The organism is Sphingosinicella flava, from assembly GCF_016025255.1.
GTDB lineage: Bacteria > Pseudomonadota > Alphaproteobacteria > Sphingomonadales > Sphingomonadaceae > Allosphingosinicella > Allosphingosinicella flava.
Genome location: NZ_CP065592.1, coordinates 1841516 through 1860468, shown reverse-complemented (window position 1 = coordinate 1860468; position 18953 = coordinate 1841516). Strand labels below are relative to the sequence as shown.

Sequence of the window (18953 nt, the reverse complement as noted above, 5' to 3'; positions counted from 1 at the left end):
CGCTTCCGCGTTAACCATCAGCCCGACACCATTCAGGATCTGCCATGAACGACCTTTCCCAAATGCCCTCTCCGCAGCATTCCGACGATCTCGGCCCCGTGCTGGCGCCGATCCGCGGCGCGGCGCCCGCCGCCGCGCTGCACGATCCGATCGGCGAGATCGTGGAGATTAGCGGGGGCGGCGCGCGCATCCGCATGGAAGGCGCGCGGCTGAAGGCGCTGCAGAGCGATCCCGATCCCAGCGTCGCCTTGTCGGGGCAGGTCGGCAGCCAGATCAAGCTGCAATCCGGGGGTAAATGGCTGCTCGCCAACGTCCGCAATTTGCGGATGGAGGATGGCGGCATGGTGACCGCCGAAATCGACTTCCTGGGCGAAGGCGACGAGGATGAGCAGACTGGCCGCCTCGTCCATTTCCGGCGCGGCATCACCAGCTATCCGATCCCGGGCGACAAGATCTTTCCGGTGACCGGCGCGGACTTGAAGCAGATGTTCGCCGCCGAAGACCGCGCCCATATCGAAATCGGCACCGTCTATCCGACCAAGGATGTGCGCGGCGCGCTTTACACCGATTCCCTGCTCGGCAAGCATTTCGCGCTGCTGGGCTCGACCGGCACCGGCAAGTCGACCTCCGCCGCCCTCATCCTCCATCGCATCTGCGATCAGGCGCCGGACGGCCATATCGTGATGATCGATCCGCACGGCGAATATTCGGCGGCGTTCAAGTCGAACGGCGAATTGTTCAACGTCGACAATCTCGCCATGCCCTATTGGCTGATGAATTTCGAGGAGCATTGCGAGGTGTTCATCACCTCGTCCGGCGCCGATCTGCAGCAGGATCGCGACATCCTCGCCAAATGCCTGCTCGCCGCCCGCGCCAAGAACCGCGCGGCGGAAGGGATCACCAAATTGACAGTGGATTCGCCGGTCCCCTACCTGCTGTCCGACCTGACGAATGCGATCAGCAACGAAATGGGGCTGCTCAACAAGGCGACGGACACCGCGCCGTTCATGCGCCTCAAGACCAAGATCGACGAACTGAAGCAGGATCCGCGCTACGGGTTCATGTTCTCCGGCATGCTGGTCGCCGACAGCATGAATACGTTCATCGGCAAGATCTTCCGCCTGCCCGCGAGCGGCAAGCCGATCTCCATCGTGGACGTGTCGGGCGTCCCGTCCGACATCACCTCGGTGGTGGTCGCGGTGCTGGCCCGGCTCGTCTTCGATTATGCCATCTGGTCGCGCAACGAACCGCAGCGTCCGGTCCTTCTCGTCTGCGAGGAGGCCCACCGCTACATTCCCGCCGACAAGACGTCGGGCGGGCAGGCGGTGCGCAAGATCCTGGAACGGATCGCCAAGGAGGGCCGCAAATATGGCGTGTCCTTGGGCCTCATCACGCAGCGGCCGTCAGACCTTGCCGAAGGGGTGCTGTCGCAATGCGGCACGATCATCTCGATGCGGCTCAACAACGATCGCGACCAGGCCTATGTGAAGTCCGCCATGCCCGAAGGCGCGCGCGGGTTCCTCGACGCCATTCCGGCGCTCCGCAACCGCGAATGCATCGTCTGCGGGGAAGGCGTGGCGATCCCGATCCGCGTCGCCTTCGACGATCTCGAACCCTATCGCCGTCCCGCCTCGGCCGATCCGCTCTTTTCAGAATTGTGGAAGCAGACCGGCGAAGAGGAAGCCATCATCGGCCGCATCGTCAAACGCTGGCGCAATCAGGGGCGGTAATTTCCAGCCCCGTCGTCACCCCGGCGAAAGCCGGGGCCTCATGTCGAAAAGATGTCTTCTCCGATCTGAGATTCCGGCCTTTGCCGGAAGGACGGAGGGTCAGGGCGCCTTGCGGGCGATCTGCGCCGCGCCGGCGGGTACATTCAGCAGTCCGCGCAGCTTCGCCCGAAAGCTAGCCAGCTCCGCCCCGCTCAATTGCGCCTGGCTGGTGAACTTGACCGACGCGGGGTTCACCGCCTGGCCGTTCCGGTACATTTCGTAATGGAGGTGCGGGCCGGTCGACAGGCCGGTCGAGCCGACATAGCCGATCACTTGGCCTTTGCGAACATGCGCACCGGGATTCGCGGCGATCCGGCTCATGTGCGAGTAGGACGTGGCGAGGCCGCCGCCATGGTCGATCCGCACCTGCCGCCCATAGCCGCCAGCCCAGCCGGACCGGGTGACCCGGCCGTCGGCGGCGGCGAGGATCGGCGTGCCGTGGCCAGCCCGGAAATCGAGCCCCTTGTGCATGCGGGTATAGCCGAGGATCGGATGGCGGCGGGTGCCGAAATTGGACGAGACCGCGCCCGGCACCGGCCGTTGCAGCATGCCGCTGGTCTTGCCGACGCCCGATGCTTCGAACCATTGCGCCTTGCCGCCTTGCGTCCACTGCATCAGCTGCAAATCCTTGCCATTGGCGCGATCGAGGCCGGCATAAAGCAGCTGCCCCGTTTCCGTCTCGCCGGTTTCGGCGCGGCGATGCTCGACGATGATGTCGAACCGGTCGCCGGCGCCGAGGCTGCCGACATCGGCATGCGTGCCGATCGCGCGCAGGAAGGATTGGATGGCCTGGGCCGGAACGCCGGAGGCGCGCGCGGAACGATAGAGACTGGAGCCGACGATGCCCTGAATGCGAAGCGGCGTGTCGTCGACGGAAATGTCGGTGCGCTGGAGCGCGAGCGCCCCGTTCACCCGGTTCACGGCGAGCTTCAGATCGAAGCGGGCGCGAAAATCGAGCGCGTCCAATGGACGCGGCATGTTGCGGCTGGCGCGGCGGCCAAGCGTGACGTTGAGCGCGGTCCCCGCCTTGAGGTCGTTGATCGGCATCACGCCGCCGATCAACGCCGCGACACGATCCGCTTCGGCCTTGGCCACGCCGGACCGGCGCAGCACATCAGCCAGCGTATCGCCCTGGCCCATCGTGGCGATCAGATCGATGCGCGGCCGTTCCGGCGTTTCGGCGAGCGCCTCGACGGCGCCGGTGGCGGCCATGCGGCGCCCGGTGTCGCCGCCATAAGCGAGCGGTGCGAAGGAAAGCGCGCGCGCCTCTTCCCATTGGCGGTCGTCGAGCGGCGCCGGAACGGCGGCCGTCCCGGCTTCGAAACTGGGCGCGAAGGACCATGCGGCAAGACACAGACCGAAACAGGTCGCGGCGCCGCGCAGCCAGTCCTTCGATCCGATATCGGCGCCCAGATCGACGACGAGGTCCATCTCGCCGGCGCGGATGTCGTTCAGCCTATCGGCAAAACCGCGCGCAAGGGCAGGCTGGCGGACCGGCGGGGCGGCACGCAGCACCGCGGTGCCGCCGCCCGAAATCTGGCCGAAATCGTTGAAACGATACAAGGCAGCATGCCCCCACGATGGTTTCGCCCCCGGCACGCCGATGCGGCCAGGTCGGGAGGGGTGTGGAGAAACAGGGTTAAAGTCAAATTAAAGCCCCGCCTTTGACGATCAGGCTGCGGCGGGCCGGGCATGAGCGGCGGTGAGCCGTTTGCGTGGGTGGGAACCGGCTTAAAACATTGCGCTTTCGCGCGAGAACCCCGATCTAATCCCGATGAACACCCACGACCGGGCGGCGGTGGTCGCCGTCCTCGGCCCGACCAACACCGGCAAGACCCACCTCGCCATCGAACGGATGTGCGCCCATTCGAGTGGCATGATCGGCTTTCCGCTGCGCCTCTTGGCCCGCGAGGTCTATGACCGCGTCGTCAAGCTGAAGGGGGAGGGGCAGGTCGCCCTCATCACCGGTGAGGAAAAGATCCTGCCGAAAGATGCGCGCTGGTTTCTGTGCACCGCCGAATCGATGCCGATGGATCGGGACTTCGCCTTCGTCGCGCTGGACGAGGCTCAGCTTGGCGCCGATCCAGAGCGGGGCCACGTCTTTACCGATCGCCTGCTTCATGCCCGAGGGCGGGAGGAGACGATGATCCTCGGCTCCGAAACCCTTCGCCCGATGATCCGTGCTCTCGTGCCGGACGCCGAGATCGTCACCCGGCCGCGTTTTTCGACGTTGAGCTTCGCAGGCGCCTGCAAATTGTCCCGCCTGCCACCGCGTTCGGCCATCGTCGCCTTTTCGGGCGAGCAGGTCTATGCCGTCGCGGAGATGCTGCGCCGCATGCGGGGCGGCGCCGCGGTGGTGATGGGCGCACTCTCGCCCCGCACCCGCAACGCGCAGGTCGCCATGTATCAGGCGGGCGAAGTCGATTATCTGGTTGCGACCGATGCCATCGGCATGGGTCTCAACATGGATGTCGCCCATGTCGCCTTTGCCGGCCTCTCCAAATTTGACGGCAGGCGGCGGCGACGCCTGGCGGTCGGGGAAATGGCGCAAATTGCTGGACGTGCGGGACGGCACCAACGCGACGGCACGTTCGGCACCCTCACTTTCGAAGGCGAGGCGAGCCCCGAATTCACGCCCGAAGAGATCGCCGCGATTGAGGATCACCGCTTTCCGGATCTCGACACCCTGTTCTGGCGAGAAGGCGATCCGGACACCCGGTCGATCGGCGCGCTGATCCGCGATCTCGAAAGGCGGCCCTCAGAAACCGTCCTCCGCCCCGCGCCCGAAGCGGTCGACCTCGCCGTGCTGAGGCGGCTCGCCGAGGATGCCGAGGTGCGCGCCCGCGCCGACACGCCCGAACGCGTGCGGCGGCTGTGGGCGGCATGCGGCCTTCCCGATTTTCGCAAGACCGGTGCCGAGCATCATGCCCGCCTCGTCGCCCGGCTCTATCTGCACCTCACCGAAGGCAATGGCCGCATCCCGCAGCCCTGGTATGCGGCACAGATTGCGCAGCTCGACAATGTTCAGGGCGATATCGACACGCTCGCCGACCGGATCGCGGGCGTGCGCACCTGGGCCTATATCGCCCATCGCGCCGATTGGCTGCTTCATCCCGAAGAGATGGCGGCGCGCGCCCGCGATGTGGAGGAGCGATTGTCCGATGCGCTCCACGAACGTCTCACCCAGCGCTTCGTCGACCGGCGCACGGCGGTGCTAATGCGCGATCTCGGCGCCAAGGGCGTCGGCGAATTCCCCGTCACGATCGATGCCGAAGGCGAAGTGAGCGTCGGCAGCCACCCCATCGGCCGGATGCAGGGCTTCGCTTTCGAAGTCGATCCCGCCGCGCGGGCGGGCGACCGCAAGATGCTGCTCGCCACTGCCGAGCGGCGGCTGGGCGGCGAATATGAGAAGCGTGCCACGGCGCTTGTTGCCGACACGGACCCGCATTTCGCCCTGCGTACCGACGCGGGGGCCTCCGTCGCCCTGTTGTGGCGCGGCCACGAAGTGGCGCGGCTCGCGCCGGGGAAAAATCTTCTGTCGCCGAACATCCTTCTCGACCGGCGGCTGGAACGCGTCTCGCAAAAGGGCCGGGAGGCCGTCGTCGAGCGATTGAAGGCCTGGATTGCGGCGGGGGTGGAGCGGCATCTCGGCCATCTCCGCCGGGCCGGCATGGCGGGGCGCGACGGCGCCGCTTCGCCCGCGCTGCGCGCCGTGCTCGCCATGCTGGTCGACAAAGGCGGCGTCATCGCGCGCGATGCCGTCGCCGGTCCCCTCGCGCGGCTGACCAAGGAGGAGCGGCGCGCCATTGGCGCCCTCCGCATCCGCATCGGATCGCTCGATCTGTTCATCCCCGACATGCTGAGGCCGGAGGCAAAGCGATGGCGCACGGCATTGCGCGCAGCCGCAGAGGGCACGGCGATGCCCCTTTTGCCGCCGGAAGCCGCCGCCGTGCTGCCCGCACCCAAGGAGCCGGAGCGCACCCGCATCGCCCGCCTTGGTTTCCGGGCCTTGGGACCGCAGATGGTGCGGGTGGACATGGTCGAGCGGCTGGCCGCGCATGCCCATGAGGCGCGGGCCGGAAAGCAGGCCGATGTCGTCAACGATGCTCTCGCAACCTCGCTCGGCCTCCAGCCGCAGACGGTGGCGAAGCTGATGCGCGATATCGGCTTTCGCCCGGCGGCAAGCGCGGTGGGATGGATTTGGCGCGGACGGATGCGCGAGAAAGAATTCGAAAAAACCCTCGATTCCGCCAGTCCCTTTGCTGCGTTGGCGAATCTGCGCCGTGGCTGACAGCTTGCGGCTCGACAAATTCCTCTGGTTCGCCCGCATCGTGAAAACACGCGCGCTCGCCCAGACGATGGCGGAAGACGGGCGGATCCGCCTGGGCGGCCGGGTGATCGATCGCGCCCACGCCCGAGTGCGCGTCGGCGATGTGCTCGCCTTCGCTCAGCGCGACACGGTGCGCGTCATCCGGATCGAAGCGCTGCCCGCGCGGCGCGGGCCGCCGGCCGAAGCGCGGCTGCTTTATGCGGAGATTGGCGGCGGGGCGGAAAGAGGGCCGTTGACGGAAGGAGTCGGCCCCGATTAGAGCAGGGCGGCTTAGGAGAAATCGACCATGACCTACGTCGTCACCGAAAATTGCATCCGCTGCAAATATATGGATTGCGTGGAGGTCTGCCCGGTCGATTGCTTCTACGAAGGCGACAATATGCTCGTCATCAATCCCAACGAATGCATCGACTGCGGCGTGTGCGAACCCGAATGCCCGGCCGAGGCGATCGTCCCCGATACCGAGGCGGGGCAGGAGAAGTGGCTGGAAATCAACGCCCAATTCTCCGCCGAATGGCCCAACATCACCCGCAAACGCGAGCAGCCCGCCGACGCCGATGCGCATAAGGGCGAAGAGGGCAAGTACGAGAAGTATTTCTCGCCGGAGCCTGGCCAGGGCGACTGAGCCCGTCATCCGGCGCTGTCTTTCGAAAAGGGGGAGGATAAGATGGCGTGAATGCAAATCTGACCGCCTGGCAGCCAAGGGTTCTCAGCCTGTTGCGGATCGTGTCGGCTTTATTGTTTCTTGAACATGGCACCTGGAAATTGCTCGGCTTTCCCGCCGGCGGGCCCGATGCGGTTCCGCTCCTGTCCATGATGGGTATCGCCGGCATCTTGGAAATCGTTCTGGGCTTGCTGTTGCTTGCTGGCCTGTTCACCCGCCTTGCCGCCTTCATCGCCTCCGGTCAGATGGCGGTCGCTTACTGGATGGCGCATGCGCCCAAGGATGCTTTTCCGATCAACAATGGCGGTGATGCGGCAATTCTGTTTTGCTTCATCTTCCTTTACATCGTCTTCAGCGGTCCAGGCGCCTGGAGTCTCGACGCGCGACGCGCCTCAAGACGGACCTGACAAGGCGAAAAGTCCGCCATTCCGCCGAACCGTTCCAAGCATGGGACGAATGACCGATCGTCCCTTTTCCGGACGGGGAGAAGCCGCGTCCGGCACTGGAATTCGAGTCACTTTTCTGTTATATGATAGTCCGTAACGGTAGGTGTAACGACGCCTGCCTCTGGTGATCACACGTTTCGCCGACAAATGGGGATGTTCGAGCCGCGGCAGGGGTGACGCGGGTTGGCTCGATTGACGGCGATCATAGAAAGGTGCGTCCATGGCGACCAAGGCGTTGAATTTCGACGTTGGCGATTATGTCGTTTACCCCAAGCACGGCGTTGGCCGTGTCGTCGAGCTCCAAAGCACCGACATTGCGGGCATGAAGCTGGAGCTGTACGTGCTCCGTTTCGAAAAGGAAAAGATGACCCTGCGCGTTCCGACCAACAAGGCGGAAAGCGTCGGCATGCGCAAATTGTCGTCCGACAAGACGATGAAGGAAGCCCTCGACACGCTGAAAGGCAAGCCGAAGGTCAAGCGTACCATGTGGTCGCGCCGGGCCCAGGAATATGAAGCGAAGATCAATTCGGGCGACCTCGTGTCGATCGCCGAAGTGACGCGCGACCTGTTCCGTGCCGACGACCAGCCGGAGCAGAGCTATTCGGAGCGCCAGATTTTCGAAGCCGCTTCCAGCCGCCTCGCCCGTGAGCTCGCGGCAATGGAGCAGGTGGATGAACCGACGGCTTTGAAGAAGATCCTCGAGATCCTCAACAAGGCAGCCGCGATCTACAATAAGGACAAGGCTGTCGAAAAATAAGCGCTTGCCCTAATGGTGACGATGAGAAGGCGGTCCGCGAGGGCCGCCTTTTCTTTTACAGCCATTAAGCGGCTGGCGGCACCGGCGGCTCCAAACTGTTGATCGCGGCGTGAATGCGCGCTTCGACCTCCTTGCGGGGCAGGCCGGGCGGAACAGGATCGTGAAAAACGAAACATATGTCGCCGGCCTGTTTGACGAACTTGCCCTTGGGCCAGACGCGGCCCGCATCCAGCGCGACGGGCACGACGGGAAGGCCCAAGGCTTTATAGAGACCGGAAAATCCGGCGGCGAGCGGCGGCTGTTCGCCAGGCTTGACGCGGGTGCCTTCGGGGAAAATGAGGATGGGACGGCCTTCCCGGATCGCCGCCTCCGCCGCGCGCAGCATGCGGCGGAGGGCGGCGGCGCCGCCCGCCCGGTCGACGGGAATGACGCCATAGGCCCGCGCCGCCCAGCCCCAGCCGGGAATGTCGGCCAGCTCCCGCTTCAAGACCACCGCCGGACGGTCGAGCATGAGGAGAAAATCGATGGCTTCGAACATCGACTGATGCTTGGCCGCGATCAGCACTGGCCCGGACGGGCAATGTCCCTCCGGACGCGCGCGGACGCCAAGCAAGGTTGCGGCGCACCAGCGATGAAAGCGCGCCCAGGCGAGGACCGCGCGAATAAGGGCCTCCCGCCCGAACAGGCCCCCGATAAAGGTCGCCGCCACGTACAAAGCCGTGCCGGGATAGAAGATGAGGGCGAACAGGGCCGAGCGGAGAACCGCCATCAGATGCCGACCAGCACCGCCGCATAACGCAGCAGATATTTGTTATATTCCTTGAACAATTGCCGGAAACTCGCCTTGCCTGGCACCGCGTCGGACAGAATTTCGACGTCTTCCGGTATATCGAGCGAAAATTCGAGACCCGCCCGCGGCATATGCCAATCATTGGTGACGAGACGCACCGTCTTGACCCCGTTTCGCTTCAGCCAGCGCGCGGTTTCGGTCGCATTCGAGCGCGTATCGATCGATTCCCGGCCAAGATCGATGCAACATTCGAAAAGAGCGATGTCCGCATCATATTCCGCCGCCAATTCCTGCGGCCGTACACTGCGTTCGACACCGGAAATCAGCATCCGGTCCGCCTTTTTGTTCGCCATCAGGTCGAGGCCGCGGGCCACCCGGCCCGGCCCGCCGGTCAGGACAACGATTCCGTCGGTGCGTTGCATGTCCGCCGGTTTCGGCAGCAGCACGACGAAAGCCGCATAGCCGAGCAGGTAGAGAAGCAACAGAAAGGAGAGCAGCCTGCTGATCATGGATCGCGCTTCAATGCCCGAAAAACGGTGATCCGGGCAACCAGCATCGCGAGGCCCGCGCTCGCCAGCGGCACGAAGAGCAGCGGCAACAGGCCCCAGGCCGGGGGTGCCGTCCCGCCAAGCAGTTCCGATCCCAAGTCCGCGGCGCGATCGCCGATCAGGAGGACGAAGAGGATCGCGCCGCCGCCGCCGATGACCGATCCCCACAAAGCGTCGAGCGCGATGCGGCGTTGCACCAGCCGGGCGATCTGCGCGTCCGTCGCGCCCATCGTGTGAAGGAGCGCGATCATCGGACGATGCGTGTCGAACACGGCCCGCGCCGCGAGCGCCACGACGGCGCCCGTCGCCGCCGTCATCAGGGCAAGGATAGCAAATCCCAGCCCGCTCAGCATCGCAATGAGGCGCGACAGGGGCGCCAGCCATTCGGCATCGGTGGACAATCGCGCGGACGGCGCCTTATCGGCCAGCGTCCGGCGCAGCTGCGCAATATCGACATCGCCCCTTCGCTCCGCCTCGATGATCGCGGGCAAGGGAATATCGGCTTGCCCAAACTCGCCAAGCCAGGGCTCCAGCATGGCCGCGACATCGCTGTCGGGGATGCGCCGGACATCGGCGACCTGCGGAGCGGCGCGCAGCACGGCCGCCGCCGCCGCCGCATCGGCTTCCCTTTTCGCCCCATCGGCGGTGACGATCTGGACGGCGATGCCCGTGCCTGCGCCGATATGTCGGGCTGTCCCTGTCAAAGCAATGCTTGCCGCCGCCGCGAGCGTGACGAGGAAGGTCATGACGGCGATGATCCACGGCGTCGGGCTGGCCACGCCCTGCGGCAGCAACCGGCCTTCACTCTCGCCGATGCGCGATAGCGCCCTCATAGCCCAGGCCTTTTCGGAGGATGGCGGAACATGCCGGTCGGGTCGGCCAGCCGGCCTTTGTCGAGCCGCATGATTTCGGCGGCGGGCATGCGCGCGATGAGCTGGATGTCATGGGTCGCGATCACCACCGTCGTCCCGATGCGGTTGAGCGCCTCGAACAAGCCGAGAAGGCGGGCCGCCATATCGGGATCGACATTGCCCGTCGGCTCGTCGGCGACGAGGAGCTTTGGCCGCCCGATGACGGCGCGAGCGATAGCAACCCTTTGCTGCTCGCCGCCCGAGAGGGTGGCAGGCCGCGCGCTCGCCCGGTCGGCAAGCCCCGCCCAGTCGAGCATCTCTCCGACGCTGCTCGCGATTTCACTCTCGCTCACGCCCGCGATGCGCAGCGGCAGAGCGACATTGTCGAATGCGGACAAATGACCAGCGAGGCGAAAGTCCTGGAAGACGACCCCGATTTTGCGCCGCAGTGCCGGCAAATCGGCACGACGGAGACTGCTTACATTCTCTCCGAACAGGCGGATCGCGCCCCGGCTCGGACTTTGGGCGAGGTAGAGGAGCTTCAGCAGCGATGTCTTGCCCGCGCCGGATGGGCCGGTCAGGAAGTAGAAACCGCCCTCGCGGAGCGAGAAATTGAGGTCGCGCAAGATTTCCGCGCCCATGCCGTAGCGCAGGCCGACATATTCGAATTGCACGATGCCAGAAGCCACCGCCGTCCTCGCCCCTTGAAGCCCGATGGAAGGCCTTCGCATGGACCAGCCCTGCCCGTAAAGCGACGACATTCGGAAAAGCCGTACCGTCACGCTTGCAAGGCGCGCAATGAACGTGCTTAGATTCAACGCAGAAGATCAATCCTATTGGGACGGCGCCGCGACATGATCCTTACCTGCCCAGCGTGCAAGACCCGTTATGTCGTTCCGGACAGCGCCGTCGGCCCCTCCGGCCGCCAGGTTCGCTGCGCTTCGTGCAAACATGGCTGGTTTCAGGAACCGCCTCCGGTGGAGGAGGAGGAGGAAGCCGCTGCGTTTGAAAGCGGCACGAATGCCGCTGCCCCGTCTCAACCCGAAGAGCACCTTGCCCGCCCTGCTTTCGAAGCAAGGTCGCCTGCGCCGGTGACGCCCCCCCCTAGCGTGACGGAAGAGCCCGCCTACGACGCTGCTCCCGATCCAACGGAACCTTCTCTGCCGCCGCACCGCACCCGCAAATGGCTGTGGGTCGCGATTGTCATCGCCTTGCTCGCGCTTGCCGCCGCCGCCTTCGTCTATCTGGGCGGCAATCGTGCCATTCCGATCGCCCGCGCCGGAACGACCGCTCTCGAACTCGAATATTCCGGAAAGCCGGAGCGGCGCATGATGGAAAGCGGCAATGAGCTGCTCACGGTTTCGGGCCGGGTCGTCAACCCCACCGACGAACCGCAAAAGGTGCCGCAGATCCTGGCCGAGCTGCGCGATGCCCAGGGCCGGGTGGTTTATGATTGGGCCATTTCCGCGCCGGTGCCCCGCCTCCAACCGGGCCAGCGCGCGACGTTCAACAGTGCGGAAGTCGATGTGCCGCAATCCGCCCGCGAACTGAAATTGCGCTTCGGGGCCATTTCCTGACGGGAGAGCGGCAAGCGGGAGGAGCCTGATGCGGATCGGCATTCTGACCGGCGGAGGCGATGTTCCGGGCCTCAATCCCTGCATCCGCTCGATCGTGTTGTCGGCCATCGATCTCGGCTGGGACGTGACCGGTTTCCGCAAGGGCTGGCAGGGTTTTCTCAACATCGATCCCGGCGATCCCGCCAGCATCGCTGCTTTTACCTACAGACTGGACCGGGAAGCCGTGCGCGGCATCGACCGGATGGGCGGCACCATCCTTCACACTTCGCGCACCGATCCGCGCACGGTGAAGGAGGGAGACCGGACCGATCACGTCCTCTGCGTCCTGAAGGCCCTCGGCATCGACGCGATGATCACCTTGGGCGGCGACGGCACGCTGCGTTTTTCGGCCCATCTGTCGGCGCAGGGCTTCCCCGTCATTTCCGTGCCCAAGACGATGGACAATGACGTCCACGGCACCGATTATTGCATCGGTTTCTCGACCGCCGTCAGCCGCTCCGTCGAGGCGATCAATGCGCTGCGCACCACCACCGAAAGCCACGAGCGCATCGCCGTCATCGAATTGTTCGGGCGCCGCAGCGGCGAAACCGCGCTTCTTGCGGGGTTTCTCGCCCAGGTCGACCGGACGATCATCGCCGAGGTGCCGGCCGATCTCGACATCCTGCTCCCCCTTCTCGCTGCGGACCGCGCGTCGCGCCCGTCCAATTACGCCGTCTGCGTGATTTCCGAAGGCGCCCGATTGTCGACCGATGCCGCCGCAGACGGCAGCGACATCGCGCAATCGGCGACGAAGCGCGGCAAGGCCGGCGTCGGCCAGCGTCTGGCGCGACAGATCGAGGAGCGCACCGGAATCGGCACCGTCGTGCAGGAGCTGGCCTATCTGATGCGCGCCGGAGAACCCGATGCGATGGACCGGATGGTCGGCTTCGCCTTTGGCGGCCTTGCCGTCCAGCTTCTCCAGCGCGGCGAATATGGACGGATGGTGGCGCTCATCGACGGCAATTATCAGCATGTGCCTATCGATACCCTGCTCGCCGGAACCAAATCGGTCGATGTCTCGGCGCTTTACGACAGCGGCGTCTACCGCGCCCGCCTGTTGCGCGTCGAAGGCATGCCGATGTTCCTCTATTGAGGCGCCACCGCTTTTCGCGATTAGCACGTTGCGCGGGCCCGAGAGCTTTGCTAGAGGCGCGGCCTACCGGACGCCGGGTGACCGGCGGTACCTAAAGAAATGTGCGGTCGTGGCGGAACTGGTAGACGCGCAACGTTGAGGTCGTTGTGGCCGAAAGGCCGTGGAAGTTCGAGTCTTCTCGACCGCACCATTTCCCCTTCAGAACAATCTTTTGGCGGCGGCGTCCCTTCCGCTTGGCGGCAATCGGCTCCCGCCCTCGCGACGTCTCTTGTTCATGGGCCAAACCCGCCTTATTCCTCGTCGCCCGATGGCCAGTCATGCTTCCTCGCCGCTGAAGCGGTTTTTCGTCACCTCCTTCAAGGTCGGGCTCTACACGGCCCTTATCGCCCTTATCGCCCTCGTCGTCGCGGTGGGCGTCGCGATGAGCCAACTGCCCTCCTACCAGCAACTCGTCCGCCGCGACGATCTGGGACAGATGATCCGGGTGCGGGGGGCCGACGGATCGATCCTGGTGTCGATGGGGCCAAGTTTCGGCGAATGGCTGACCTATGACGAAATTCCGCCGGTCATGCGCGACGCGATGGTGGCCGTCGAGGACCGGCGCTTCTGGTATCATCCCGGTGTCGACCCGGTCGGGACGCTGCGCGGCATCCAGGTCAGCCTGACCGAAGGCGGCGGGGTGCGCGGCGTTTCCACCATTTCGCAGCAGCTCGCCCGCAACGTCTTCCTCACCAGCAAGCGCAGCTATGCGCGCAAGCTGCGCGAGGCGATCTTGGCCCTCGCGCTCGAGAGGCGTTTCTCCAAGGAACAGGTGCTCGAACTCTACCTCAACCGCGTCTATTTCGGCGGCGGCGCTTACGGCATCGACGCCGCGTCCCGGCTCTTCTTCGGCCATTCCGCCGAACAATTGTCGGTTTCCGAAGCGGCGATCATCGCGGGCCTCGTCAAGGCGCCGTCCAATTATTCGCCGACCGCCGATGCGGAAGCGGCGCGGGAGCGGGCCAATGTCGTGCTCGACCTGATGGTCCGCGCGGAAGCCATCACGCCCGCCCAGGCCGCCGCCGCCGACCCCGCCGAGGTCAAGATCGTGCCGACCCCCAAGCAGAACAGCGTCCGCTATTTCACCGATTGGGTGTTGCCGCAGCTCGATACCCTGATCGACGAAACCAGCGACCCGATCGAGGTCTGGACGACGCTCGATCCGGCCATGCAGCGGGCGGCGGACGCAGCGATCAACGCCAACACGCCGCGCGGCGCGCAAGGCGCGCTCGTGTCGCTCGACCGCGATGGCGCGGTGCGCGCGATGGTCGGCGGCAAGGATTATGTAAGCTCAATCTACAACCGCGCGACCCAGGCGCAGCGCCAGCCCGGATCGGCATTCAAATTGTTCGTTTATCTGACCGCGCTTGAAACCGGCTACACGCCGGAGCAGACGGTCGTCGACCAACCGGTGACGATCAACGGCTGGTCGCCGCGCAACAGCAACCGCCGCTTCGCCGGGCCAATCAGCCTGCGCGGTGCTTTCTCACTCTCCTTGAACACCGTGTCGGCGCAGATCGGGCAGCAAGTCGGTTTCAGCAATATCGCGGACATGGCGCGCCGGTTCGGCATCACCACGCCGGTCAACACGCATCCGTCCATGGTGCTCGGCACGTCCGACGTGCGCCTGATCGACATGACTCGCGCTTTCGCCGCGGTCCAGCGCAAGGGCACGGCGGTCACGCCCTACGGCATCGCCAAGGTCACGCTCGCCGATGGCAGCATCCTCTATCAGCACCGGTCCGACGAAAATCGGGTGCTCATCGCGCCTTGGGTCGCGGCGCAGATGACGGACCTTCTGCAATCCGCCGTGATGACGGGCACCGGCCGCGCGGCGCAGATCGGACGCCCCGTCGCGGGCAAGACCGGCACGACCACGTCCAACAAGGATGGCTGGTTCGTCGGCTTTTCGAGCGGCCTCACGACCGGCGTGTGGATGGGCCGCGACGATGCGCGGCCCATTGCGGGCCTTCAGGGCGGCACCGCGCCGGCCCGTGCCTTCCACGATTATATGGTGCAAGCGGTGGCCAAGCGCCCGATCGAACAGTTCGAGATCCAGACCGAATTGCCCGACTGGCAGACAGAACCCGACGCGGAAAGCTGGTACGGGGCGCCCGAGGATTTCATGATGGTCGATCCCGACGGCAATCCGATCGGCACGCCGCAGCCCCAACCGGGATCGCCCGAGGAAGCGCCCATGGATGCCGAGCCAGCCCCGGGCGAGGAACAGCTCGACCAGCAATGGCTGGACCGCGCCATTGGGCGGGAGCGGCCGCAACAGCCGGGCCGCCAGCCCCGGGAACCGGTGCGGCGCCCGGAAACGCTGCCGCCCGCCCCCGGCCAGCGGCAGGCGCCGCAGCAGCAACCCCTGGATATTTAACGGCTCAGGTCCGGCCGACCCGATGCAGCGCAGCGCCATTGCGGCGAAGCCATTCGCGCGCGGGCGAAGGATCGGCGCCGAAAATCTCGGCAACCAGGGCGTGAAAAGCGGGCCCATGATTCATGTGAACGCGGTGGGCGACTTCATGGGCGGCTGTCGCTTGGCGCACCCAGTCGGGCGCCAGGATCAGGCGCCAGCTGTAGCGAATGTCGCCAGACGCGGAACAGCTGCCCCAACGGGACACTGTGTCGCCAGTGCCGACGCGGCCGACCGTTACGCCTGCGCGCCGGGCGAACAAGGCCGTATCGGCGGTCAGGATGTCGAGCGCCTGTCTCCTCAACCAGCGCAGGAGACGCGCCTCAACTGCGTCTTCAGGACCGCCGAGCCGGATCACGCCTTCTTCCGCGCAGGGGGTTCGGGCCAGGCGCGGATCCCAGAAGATGCGGTGCTCGATCCCGCGAAATGGGATGGGCGCGCCCGGCACCAGCGGCATGGCTGGCGGCACGGCCGCCTGGGTTCGCGCGATCCAATCGGCCTGCGTCGCGGCCCAGGCCAGCGCCCGCCGCGCCGAAATGCGTTTCGGAACGGTCAGCACCACGGCGCCGGTCCGGCTGTCGACGCGCAGGCGCATCGCCTTGGCCCGGGCGGAAACCTTCAGCGTCATGCCCTCGGGAACCGCCGGGCCGGGCCGCCTAAAGATCATGGTCGATGACGTGCTGCTCGAAATCGACCACGTCCGTCTCGTTGACGGTCCAGCCGCGTGTCGACATTCCCGCTTGGTGGATCGTCTCGCGGTCGCCGCTGATCAGATAATGCCAATCGGGCAACGGCTTGCCCTCCGCGCGCAGGCGATAGGCGCAGGTGGACGGGAGCCAATCCATCTCCGCGATCTTGCCGGGCGTCAGGCGGATGCAGTCGGGCACGAAGGCGTGCCGGCCCTTATAGTGGGTACAGCGCCCTTCGCGGCGGTCGAGGAGGCGGCAGGCGACATTGGTGTGGAACACCTCGCCGCTTTCCTCATCTTCCAATTTGTGGAGGCAGCATTTGCCGCAACCGTCGCACAAGGCCTCCCATTCGGCGCGGCTCAGCCGTTGCAGCGGTTGTTCCCAAAAGGATTCCGTCATCGCACCCAGCGTTCGAGTTCGGCGGCCACGGCGGCCGCACCCTGATCCTGCGGCAACAACGCGATCGGCTCCCCCTTGGGACCGAAAAGGACCGCCGATCGGCTATGGTCCATCAGATATTCGCTCGCTCCGGCTTCATCGCGACGCTGATAATAAACGCCATAGGCCTTGGCTGCCGCGGCCAGCTGCTCGGGAGTGCCGGTAAGGCCGGTCATGCGCGGATGGAAGGCCGCGACATATTGCTTCACCACCGCCGGCGTATCCCGTTCGGGATCGACGCTGACGAAGATCGGCCGCACCTTTGCCGCCTTGGCGGGGGCGGCCTTTTCGAACGCCGCATAACCCTGCGCGATATGCTGAAGGTCGACCGGGCAGACGTCCGGACAATAGGTATAGCCGAAATAGACGATGCGGTAGGCGCCGTCGAAATCCTTGTCGGTGACGGCCTTTCCGTCCTGGTCGGTGAGGGCGAACGGCCCGCCGATCGCAGCTCCGGCGAGCGGCGGCGCTTCGGCGGGCGCCGAACATGCACCCAGAAAAGCGAAAAAACCCAACAGGATAAGCAAAGAAGTCCGCATTTTACGAAATCCATTCATGGTTTCTCCAGCCATGCTTTGCTAAGGGGCGGGGATCAAGCATCGTTTGTAAAAGGGTGGGAATCGTGCGTGTGAGACTTTTGAGCCTGGCGGCGATGGGAGCGGCAATTTGCCTGACGGCGCCGGCCCCGGCGCAGCGCGTGTCGGACGGCTATACGTTCCTCAAGGCCATTCGCGAGGGTGACGGCGCCAAAGCCAATGCGCTTGTCACCGCTCCCGGCTCCATCGTCCTCACCTACAAGGATCCGTCGACGGGCGAGGCCGCCATTCACGAGGTGGTGAAGCGCCGTGATGTCGCGTGGCTCAACTATCTCCTGGGCAAAGGCGCGAAAGCCGATCTTCAGTCGCGCAGCGGCGACACCGCCTTCACGCTCGTCGCGCAAATGGGCTGGATCGGCGGCGCGGAGATCCTGGTCGCGCACCGGGCCAATGTGAACGCCACGGACAGCCGGGGTCAGACGCCGCTCATCCTCGCGGTTCAGGGGCGCGACCTGCCGATGGTACGCTTTCTTCTCGATGCCGGAGCCGATCCCCGGGTCAGCGACCGGATCGCAGGGTATAACGCGCTCGATTATGCCCGTCGCGACAATCGCGCCGAGGCGATATTGCGCCTGCTGGAAAATCCGAAGCCGAAACAGAAGGACATTGTCGGCCCGAAATTCTGACGCGCCGGCTCAATCCAATCCGTCCAACCCTGAATCGGCGGCGCCCATGATCCGGCGCGCGGCCCGACGCGCGAAACGCAGCATTTCGGCTTTGCGGCGCCCAGCGGAAAGCGTGCGCGTCGGAGCATCGCGCAGGATTGCCGCATCGTAGCGGTCGGCGACGATCAGTCCCGAAAGGTCCGGCCCGCAATGATCGCCGTCGAAAGGATCGAGCGCGAAGCCGGCCGGCACCGCCCAGAAGAAGCGGTCGCAATGGTCGAGATAATCGCGCCACTTGCAATCGCCGAGCAGATCGGCGCGGGACACCTTGATCTCGACGATGGTGAGCAGGCCCTTGGCGTCCACCGCCATCATGTCGGCGCGGCGGCCGTTGGGCAGCGGCACCTCGCACAAGGCGCAGAGATCCAGGCGGTGAAACAGGCGGGATACGCCGCGCGCGACATCCTGGGCGGCAAGCGGCGCGTCGAGGAAGCAGGAATCGGGCAGGCTCGCCATGCCCTTGCCCTAGAATGAAACGGGAACGGATGAAAGGCCGGCCCCAAGAAAAAGGGCCTGCGCCGAAACGGCGACAGGCCCAGATTTCCCCACCGCTTCAGGCGGTCAGCGATAAAAAACGTGATTCCCGACGGTCGCCAGGCGCTTCAGCTTCCAACCCGGCGATACGCGGCGGGCGTGGAAGAATAGGGCATCGTCGACCTTGCTGTCGGCCAGATCCTGCATCGCGACATGGGCGATGCCGACCGCTTTTTTCCAATGGGCGGAACCGCGCGCGATCGGCGGGAACTTGCCGCCGCGAACGAAGGAAAACTGCCCGCGCTGTTTCACGACGCCGCACAGGGTAGAGGCGAAACGTCCCGACTTCATGCGGTTGATGATGACCTCGGCGACGGCGAGCTGCCCTTCCAGCGGTTCGCCCTTCGATTCGAAATAGACGGCGCCGGCAAGGCATTCCATTTCGGCGTCGAGGCCATTGTCGGCAAGATCGTCGACCATCGCGCTCAGGGTCTTGGGTTGGGCGAGGGTTTTGCCCGCATTGTCGGATTCATCCGCTGCGTCGGCAGGATCCGTGATCGCGACGGCATGCTCTGCAATGGAAGCGGCAGGATCGGTGGAAATTTCAGTCGCGGCCGGAGCCAGCGTGTCGACATTTTGAACGCCGTCCTCGATGGCGGCGGCGGCATGGACCGCATAAGAGGCGGCCACCGGAGCCGCATCCGCCTCTTCGGCCATGGACGGCCGGAAGGTAGCGGTAAGCGCAACAGCAAAAGAGGCCACGGCAAAGGCC

General features: G+C 65.3%; 20 protein-coding genes and 1 tRNA gene. 11 read left to right on the top strand and 10 right to left on the bottom strand.

Going from position 1 to position 18953, the window contains the following annotated elements; all coding sequences use genetic code 11:
• Positions 1-62 precede the first annotated feature (62 nt).
• On the top strand, positions 63-1730 hold the full coding sequence (locus IC614_RS09530; RefSeq protein WP_200973184.1) for an ATP-binding protein: 1668 nt from the start codon (positions 63-65) through the stop codon (positions 1728-1730).
• Positions 1731-1829: 99 nt separating this feature from the next.
• Here IC614_RS09530 and IC614_RS09525 read toward each other — a convergent pair whose 3' ends face one another.
• A complete protein-coding gene (locus IC614_RS09525; RefSeq protein ID WP_200971092.1) occupies positions 1830-3332 on the bottom strand; it encodes a M23 family metallopeptidase in 1503 nt (500 codons plus the stop codon).
• 211 nt (positions 3333-3543) lie between these two features.
• On the opposite strand from IC614_RS09525, the gene IC614_RS09520 reads away from it, so the two are divergent.
• The 5 genes from IC614_RS09520 to IC614_RS09500 all read left to right on the top strand — a co-directional run bounded on the left by IC614_RS09520 (position 3544) and on the right by IC614_RS09500 (position 7966).
• Positions 3544-6060: a helicase-related protein gene (locus IC614_RS09520; protein ID WP_200971091.1), complete on the top strand. Its 2517-nt coding sequence runs from the start codon at positions 3544-3546 to the stop codon at positions 6058-6060.
• Positions 6053-6358: an RNA-binding S4 domain-containing protein gene (locus tag IC614_RS09515; protein ID WP_226372628.1), complete on the top strand. Its 306-nt coding sequence runs from the start codon at positions 6053-6055 to the stop codon at positions 6356-6358. Before IC614_RS09520 ends, IC614_RS09515 begins: the two co-directional genes overlap by 8 nt.
• A gap of 27 nt (positions 6359-6385) precedes the next feature.
• Positions 6386-6724, top strand: a complete 339-nt coding sequence (gene fdxA, locus IC614_RS09510; protein ID WP_200971090.1) for a ferredoxin FdxA — start codon at positions 6386-6388, stop codon at positions 6722-6724.
• Positions 6725-6771: 47 nt separating this feature from the next.
• Positions 6772-7170: a DoxX family protein gene (locus IC614_RS09505; RefSeq protein WP_200971089.1), complete on the top strand. Its 399-nt coding sequence runs from the start codon at positions 6772-6774 to the stop codon at positions 7168-7170.
• A gap of 259 nt (positions 7171-7429) precedes the next feature.
• Entirely contained in the window at positions 7430-7966 is a 537-nt protein-coding gene (locus IC614_RS09500) for a CarD family transcriptional regulator (protein WP_200971088.1), read from the top strand.
• 64 nt (positions 7967-8030) lie between these two features.
• Here the strand turns inward: IC614_RS09500 and IC614_RS09495 are convergent, their stop codons facing one another.
• Genes IC614_RS09495 through ftsE form a run of 4 tightly spaced genes read right to left on the bottom strand, consistent with a single transcriptional unit; the run spans position 8031 to position 10844 of the window.
• On the bottom strand, positions 8031-8735 hold the full coding sequence (locus IC614_RS09495; protein WP_200971087.1) for a lysophospholipid acyltransferase family protein: 705 nt from the start codon (positions 8733-8735) through the stop codon (positions 8031-8033).
• The gene (locus IC614_RS09490; protein WP_200971086.1) at positions 8735-9265 is read right to left on the bottom strand and encodes a YdcF family protein; all 531 of its coding nucleotides are present in this window, start codon (positions 9263-9265) and stop codon (positions 8735-8737) included. The genes IC614_RS09495 and IC614_RS09490 overlap by 1 nt, the downstream gene beginning before the upstream one ends.
• Positions 9262-10137 (bottom strand): cell division protein FtsX, encoded by an 876-nt coding sequence (locus IC614_RS09485; RefSeq protein ID WP_200971085.1) that lies wholly within the window; start codon positions 10135-10137, stop codon positions 9262-9264. The genes IC614_RS09490 and IC614_RS09485 overlap by 4 nt, the downstream gene beginning before the upstream one ends.
• Positions 10134-10844 carry a cell division ATP-binding protein FtsE gene (gene ftsE / locus IC614_RS09480; protein ID WP_226372627.1) on the bottom strand — a complete coding sequence of 237 codons (711 nt, stop codon included), beginning with the start codon at positions 10842-10844 and terminating at the stop codon, positions 10134-10136. Before ftsE ends, IC614_RS09485 begins: the two co-directional genes overlap by 4 nt.
• 165 nt (positions 10845-11009) lie before the next feature.
• On the opposite strand from ftsE, the gene IC614_RS09475 reads away from it, so the two are divergent.
• The 4 genes from IC614_RS09475 to IC614_RS09460 all read left to right on the top strand — a co-directional run bounded on the left by IC614_RS09475 (position 11010) and on the right by IC614_RS09460 (position 15283).
• Positions 11010-11732: an MJ0042-type zinc finger domain-containing protein gene (locus tag IC614_RS09475; protein ID WP_200971083.1), complete on the top strand. Its 723-nt coding sequence runs from the start codon at positions 11010-11012 to the stop codon at positions 11730-11732.
• Positions 11733-11760: 28 nt separating this feature from the next.
• Positions 11761-12864 carry a 6-phosphofructokinase gene (locus tag IC614_RS09470; RefSeq protein WP_200971082.1) on the top strand — a complete coding sequence of 368 codons (1104 nt, stop codon included), beginning with the start codon at positions 11761-11763 and terminating at the stop codon, positions 12862-12864.
• A gap of 103 nt (positions 12865-12967) precedes the next feature.
• Positions 12968-13054 (top strand) — tRNA-Leu (locus IC614_RS09465).
• Positions 13055-13171: 117 nt separating this feature from the next.
• Positions 13172-15283: a transglycosylase domain-containing protein gene (locus IC614_RS09460; RefSeq protein ID WP_200971081.1), complete on the top strand. Its 2112-nt coding sequence runs from the start codon at positions 13172-13174 to the stop codon at positions 15281-15283.
• Between the two features lie 4 nt (positions 15284-15287).
• Here IC614_RS09460 and IC614_RS09455 read toward each other — a convergent pair whose 3' ends face one another.
• From IC614_RS09455 to IC614_RS09445, 3 genes are read right to left on the bottom strand one after another with little or no spacing between them, the layout of a single operon-like run.
• Complete coding sequence (locus tag IC614_RS09455) at positions 15288-15947, bottom strand: M48 family metallopeptidase (protein WP_226372626.1); 660 nt, start codon at positions 15945-15947, stop codon at positions 15288-15290.
• A 28-nt stretch (positions 15948-15975) separates the two neighbouring features.
• Positions 15976-16407: a YcgN family cysteine cluster protein gene (locus IC614_RS09450; RefSeq protein ID WP_200971079.1), complete on the bottom strand. Its 432-nt coding sequence runs from the start codon at positions 16405-16407 to the stop codon at positions 15976-15978.
• Positions 16404-16985, bottom strand: a complete 582-nt coding sequence (locus IC614_RS09445) for an SCO family protein (RefSeq protein WP_226372625.1) — start codon at positions 16983-16985, stop codon at positions 16404-16406. Before IC614_RS09445 ends, IC614_RS09450 begins: the two co-directional genes overlap by 4 nt.
• 83 nt (positions 16986-17068) lie before the next feature.
• On the opposite strand from IC614_RS09445, the gene IC614_RS09440 reads away from it, so the two are divergent.
• The gene (locus IC614_RS09440; RefSeq protein WP_200971077.1) at positions 17069-17668 is read left to right on the top strand and encodes an ankyrin repeat domain-containing protein; all 600 of its coding nucleotides are present in this window, start codon (positions 17069-17071) and stop codon (positions 17666-17668) included.
• 9 nt (positions 17669-17677) lie between these two features.
• Here the strand turns inward: IC614_RS09440 and IC614_RS09435 are convergent, their stop codons facing one another.
• Together IC614_RS09435 and IC614_RS09430 are read right to left on the bottom strand one after the other, a co-directional pair.
• Positions 17678-18163 (bottom strand): MmcB family DNA repair protein, encoded by a 486-nt coding sequence (locus tag IC614_RS09435; protein ID WP_200971076.1) that lies wholly within the window; start codon positions 18161-18163, stop codon positions 17678-17680.
• A gap of 105 nt (positions 18164-18268) precedes the next feature.
• Positions 18269-18898: a cell wall hydrolase gene (locus tag IC614_RS09430; protein ID WP_200971075.1), complete on the bottom strand. Its 630-nt coding sequence runs from the start codon at positions 18896-18898 to the stop codon at positions 18269-18271.
• Positions 18899-18953: the final 55 nt, after the last annotated feature.

Coding starts and splice junctions, on each gene's coding strand:
- IC614_RS09530 (WP_200973184.1), top strand. CDS start 63: ATGCCCTCTCCGCAGCATTCCGACGATCTCGGCCCCGTGCTGGCGCCG.
- IC614_RS09520 (WP_200971091.1), top strand. CDS start 3,544: ATGAACACCCACGACCGGGCGGCGGTGGTCGCCGTCCTCGGCCCGACC.
- fdxA (WP_200971090.1), top strand. CDS start 6,386: ATGACCTACGTCGTCACCGAAAATTGCATCCGCTGCAAATATATGGAT.
- IC614_RS09500 (WP_200971088.1), top strand. CDS start 7,430: ATGGCGACCAAGGCGTTGAATTTCGACGTTGGCGATTATGTCGTTTAC.
- IC614_RS09495 (WP_200971087.1), bottom strand. CDS start 8,735: ATGGCGGTTCTCCGCTCGGCCCTGTTCGCCCTCATCTTCTATCCCGGC.
- IC614_RS09490 (WP_200971086.1), bottom strand. CDS start 9,265: ATGATCAGCAGGCTGCTCTCCTTTCTGTTGCTTCTCTACCTGCTCGGC.
- IC614_RS09485 (WP_200971085.1), bottom strand. CDS start 10,137: ATGAGGGCGCTATCGCGCATCGGCGAGAGTGAAGGCCGGTTGCTGCCG.
- IC614_RS09475 (WP_200971083.1), top strand. CDS start 11,010: ATGATCCTTACCTGCCCAGCGTGCAAGACCCGTTATGTCGTTCCGGAC.
- IC614_RS09470 (WP_200971082.1), top strand. CDS start 11,761: ATGCGGATCGGCATTCTGACCGGCGGAGGCGATGTTCCGGGCCTCAAT.
- IC614_RS09460 (WP_200971081.1), top strand. CDS start 13,172: ATGGCCAGTCATGCTTCCTCGCCGCTGAAGCGGTTTTTCGTCACCTCC.
- IC614_RS09455 (WP_226372626.1), bottom strand. CDS start 15,947: ATGACGCTGAAGGTTTCCGCCCGGGCCAAGGCGATGCGCCTGCGCGTC.
- IC614_RS09450 (WP_200971079.1), bottom strand. CDS start 16,407: ATGACGGAATCCTTTTGGGAACAACCGCTGCAACGGCTGAGCCGCGCC.
- IC614_RS09445 (WP_226372625.1), bottom strand. CDS start 16,985: ATGCGGACTTCTTTGCTTATCCTGTTGGGTTTTTTCGCTTTTCTGGGT.
- IC614_RS09435 (WP_200971076.1), bottom strand. CDS start 18,163: ATGGCGAGCCTGCCCGATTCCTGCTTCCTCGACGCGCCGCTTGCCGCC.
- IC614_RS09430 (WP_200971075.1), bottom strand. CDS start 18,898: ATGGCCGAAGAGGCGGATGCGGCTCCGGTGGCCGCCTCTTATGCGGTC.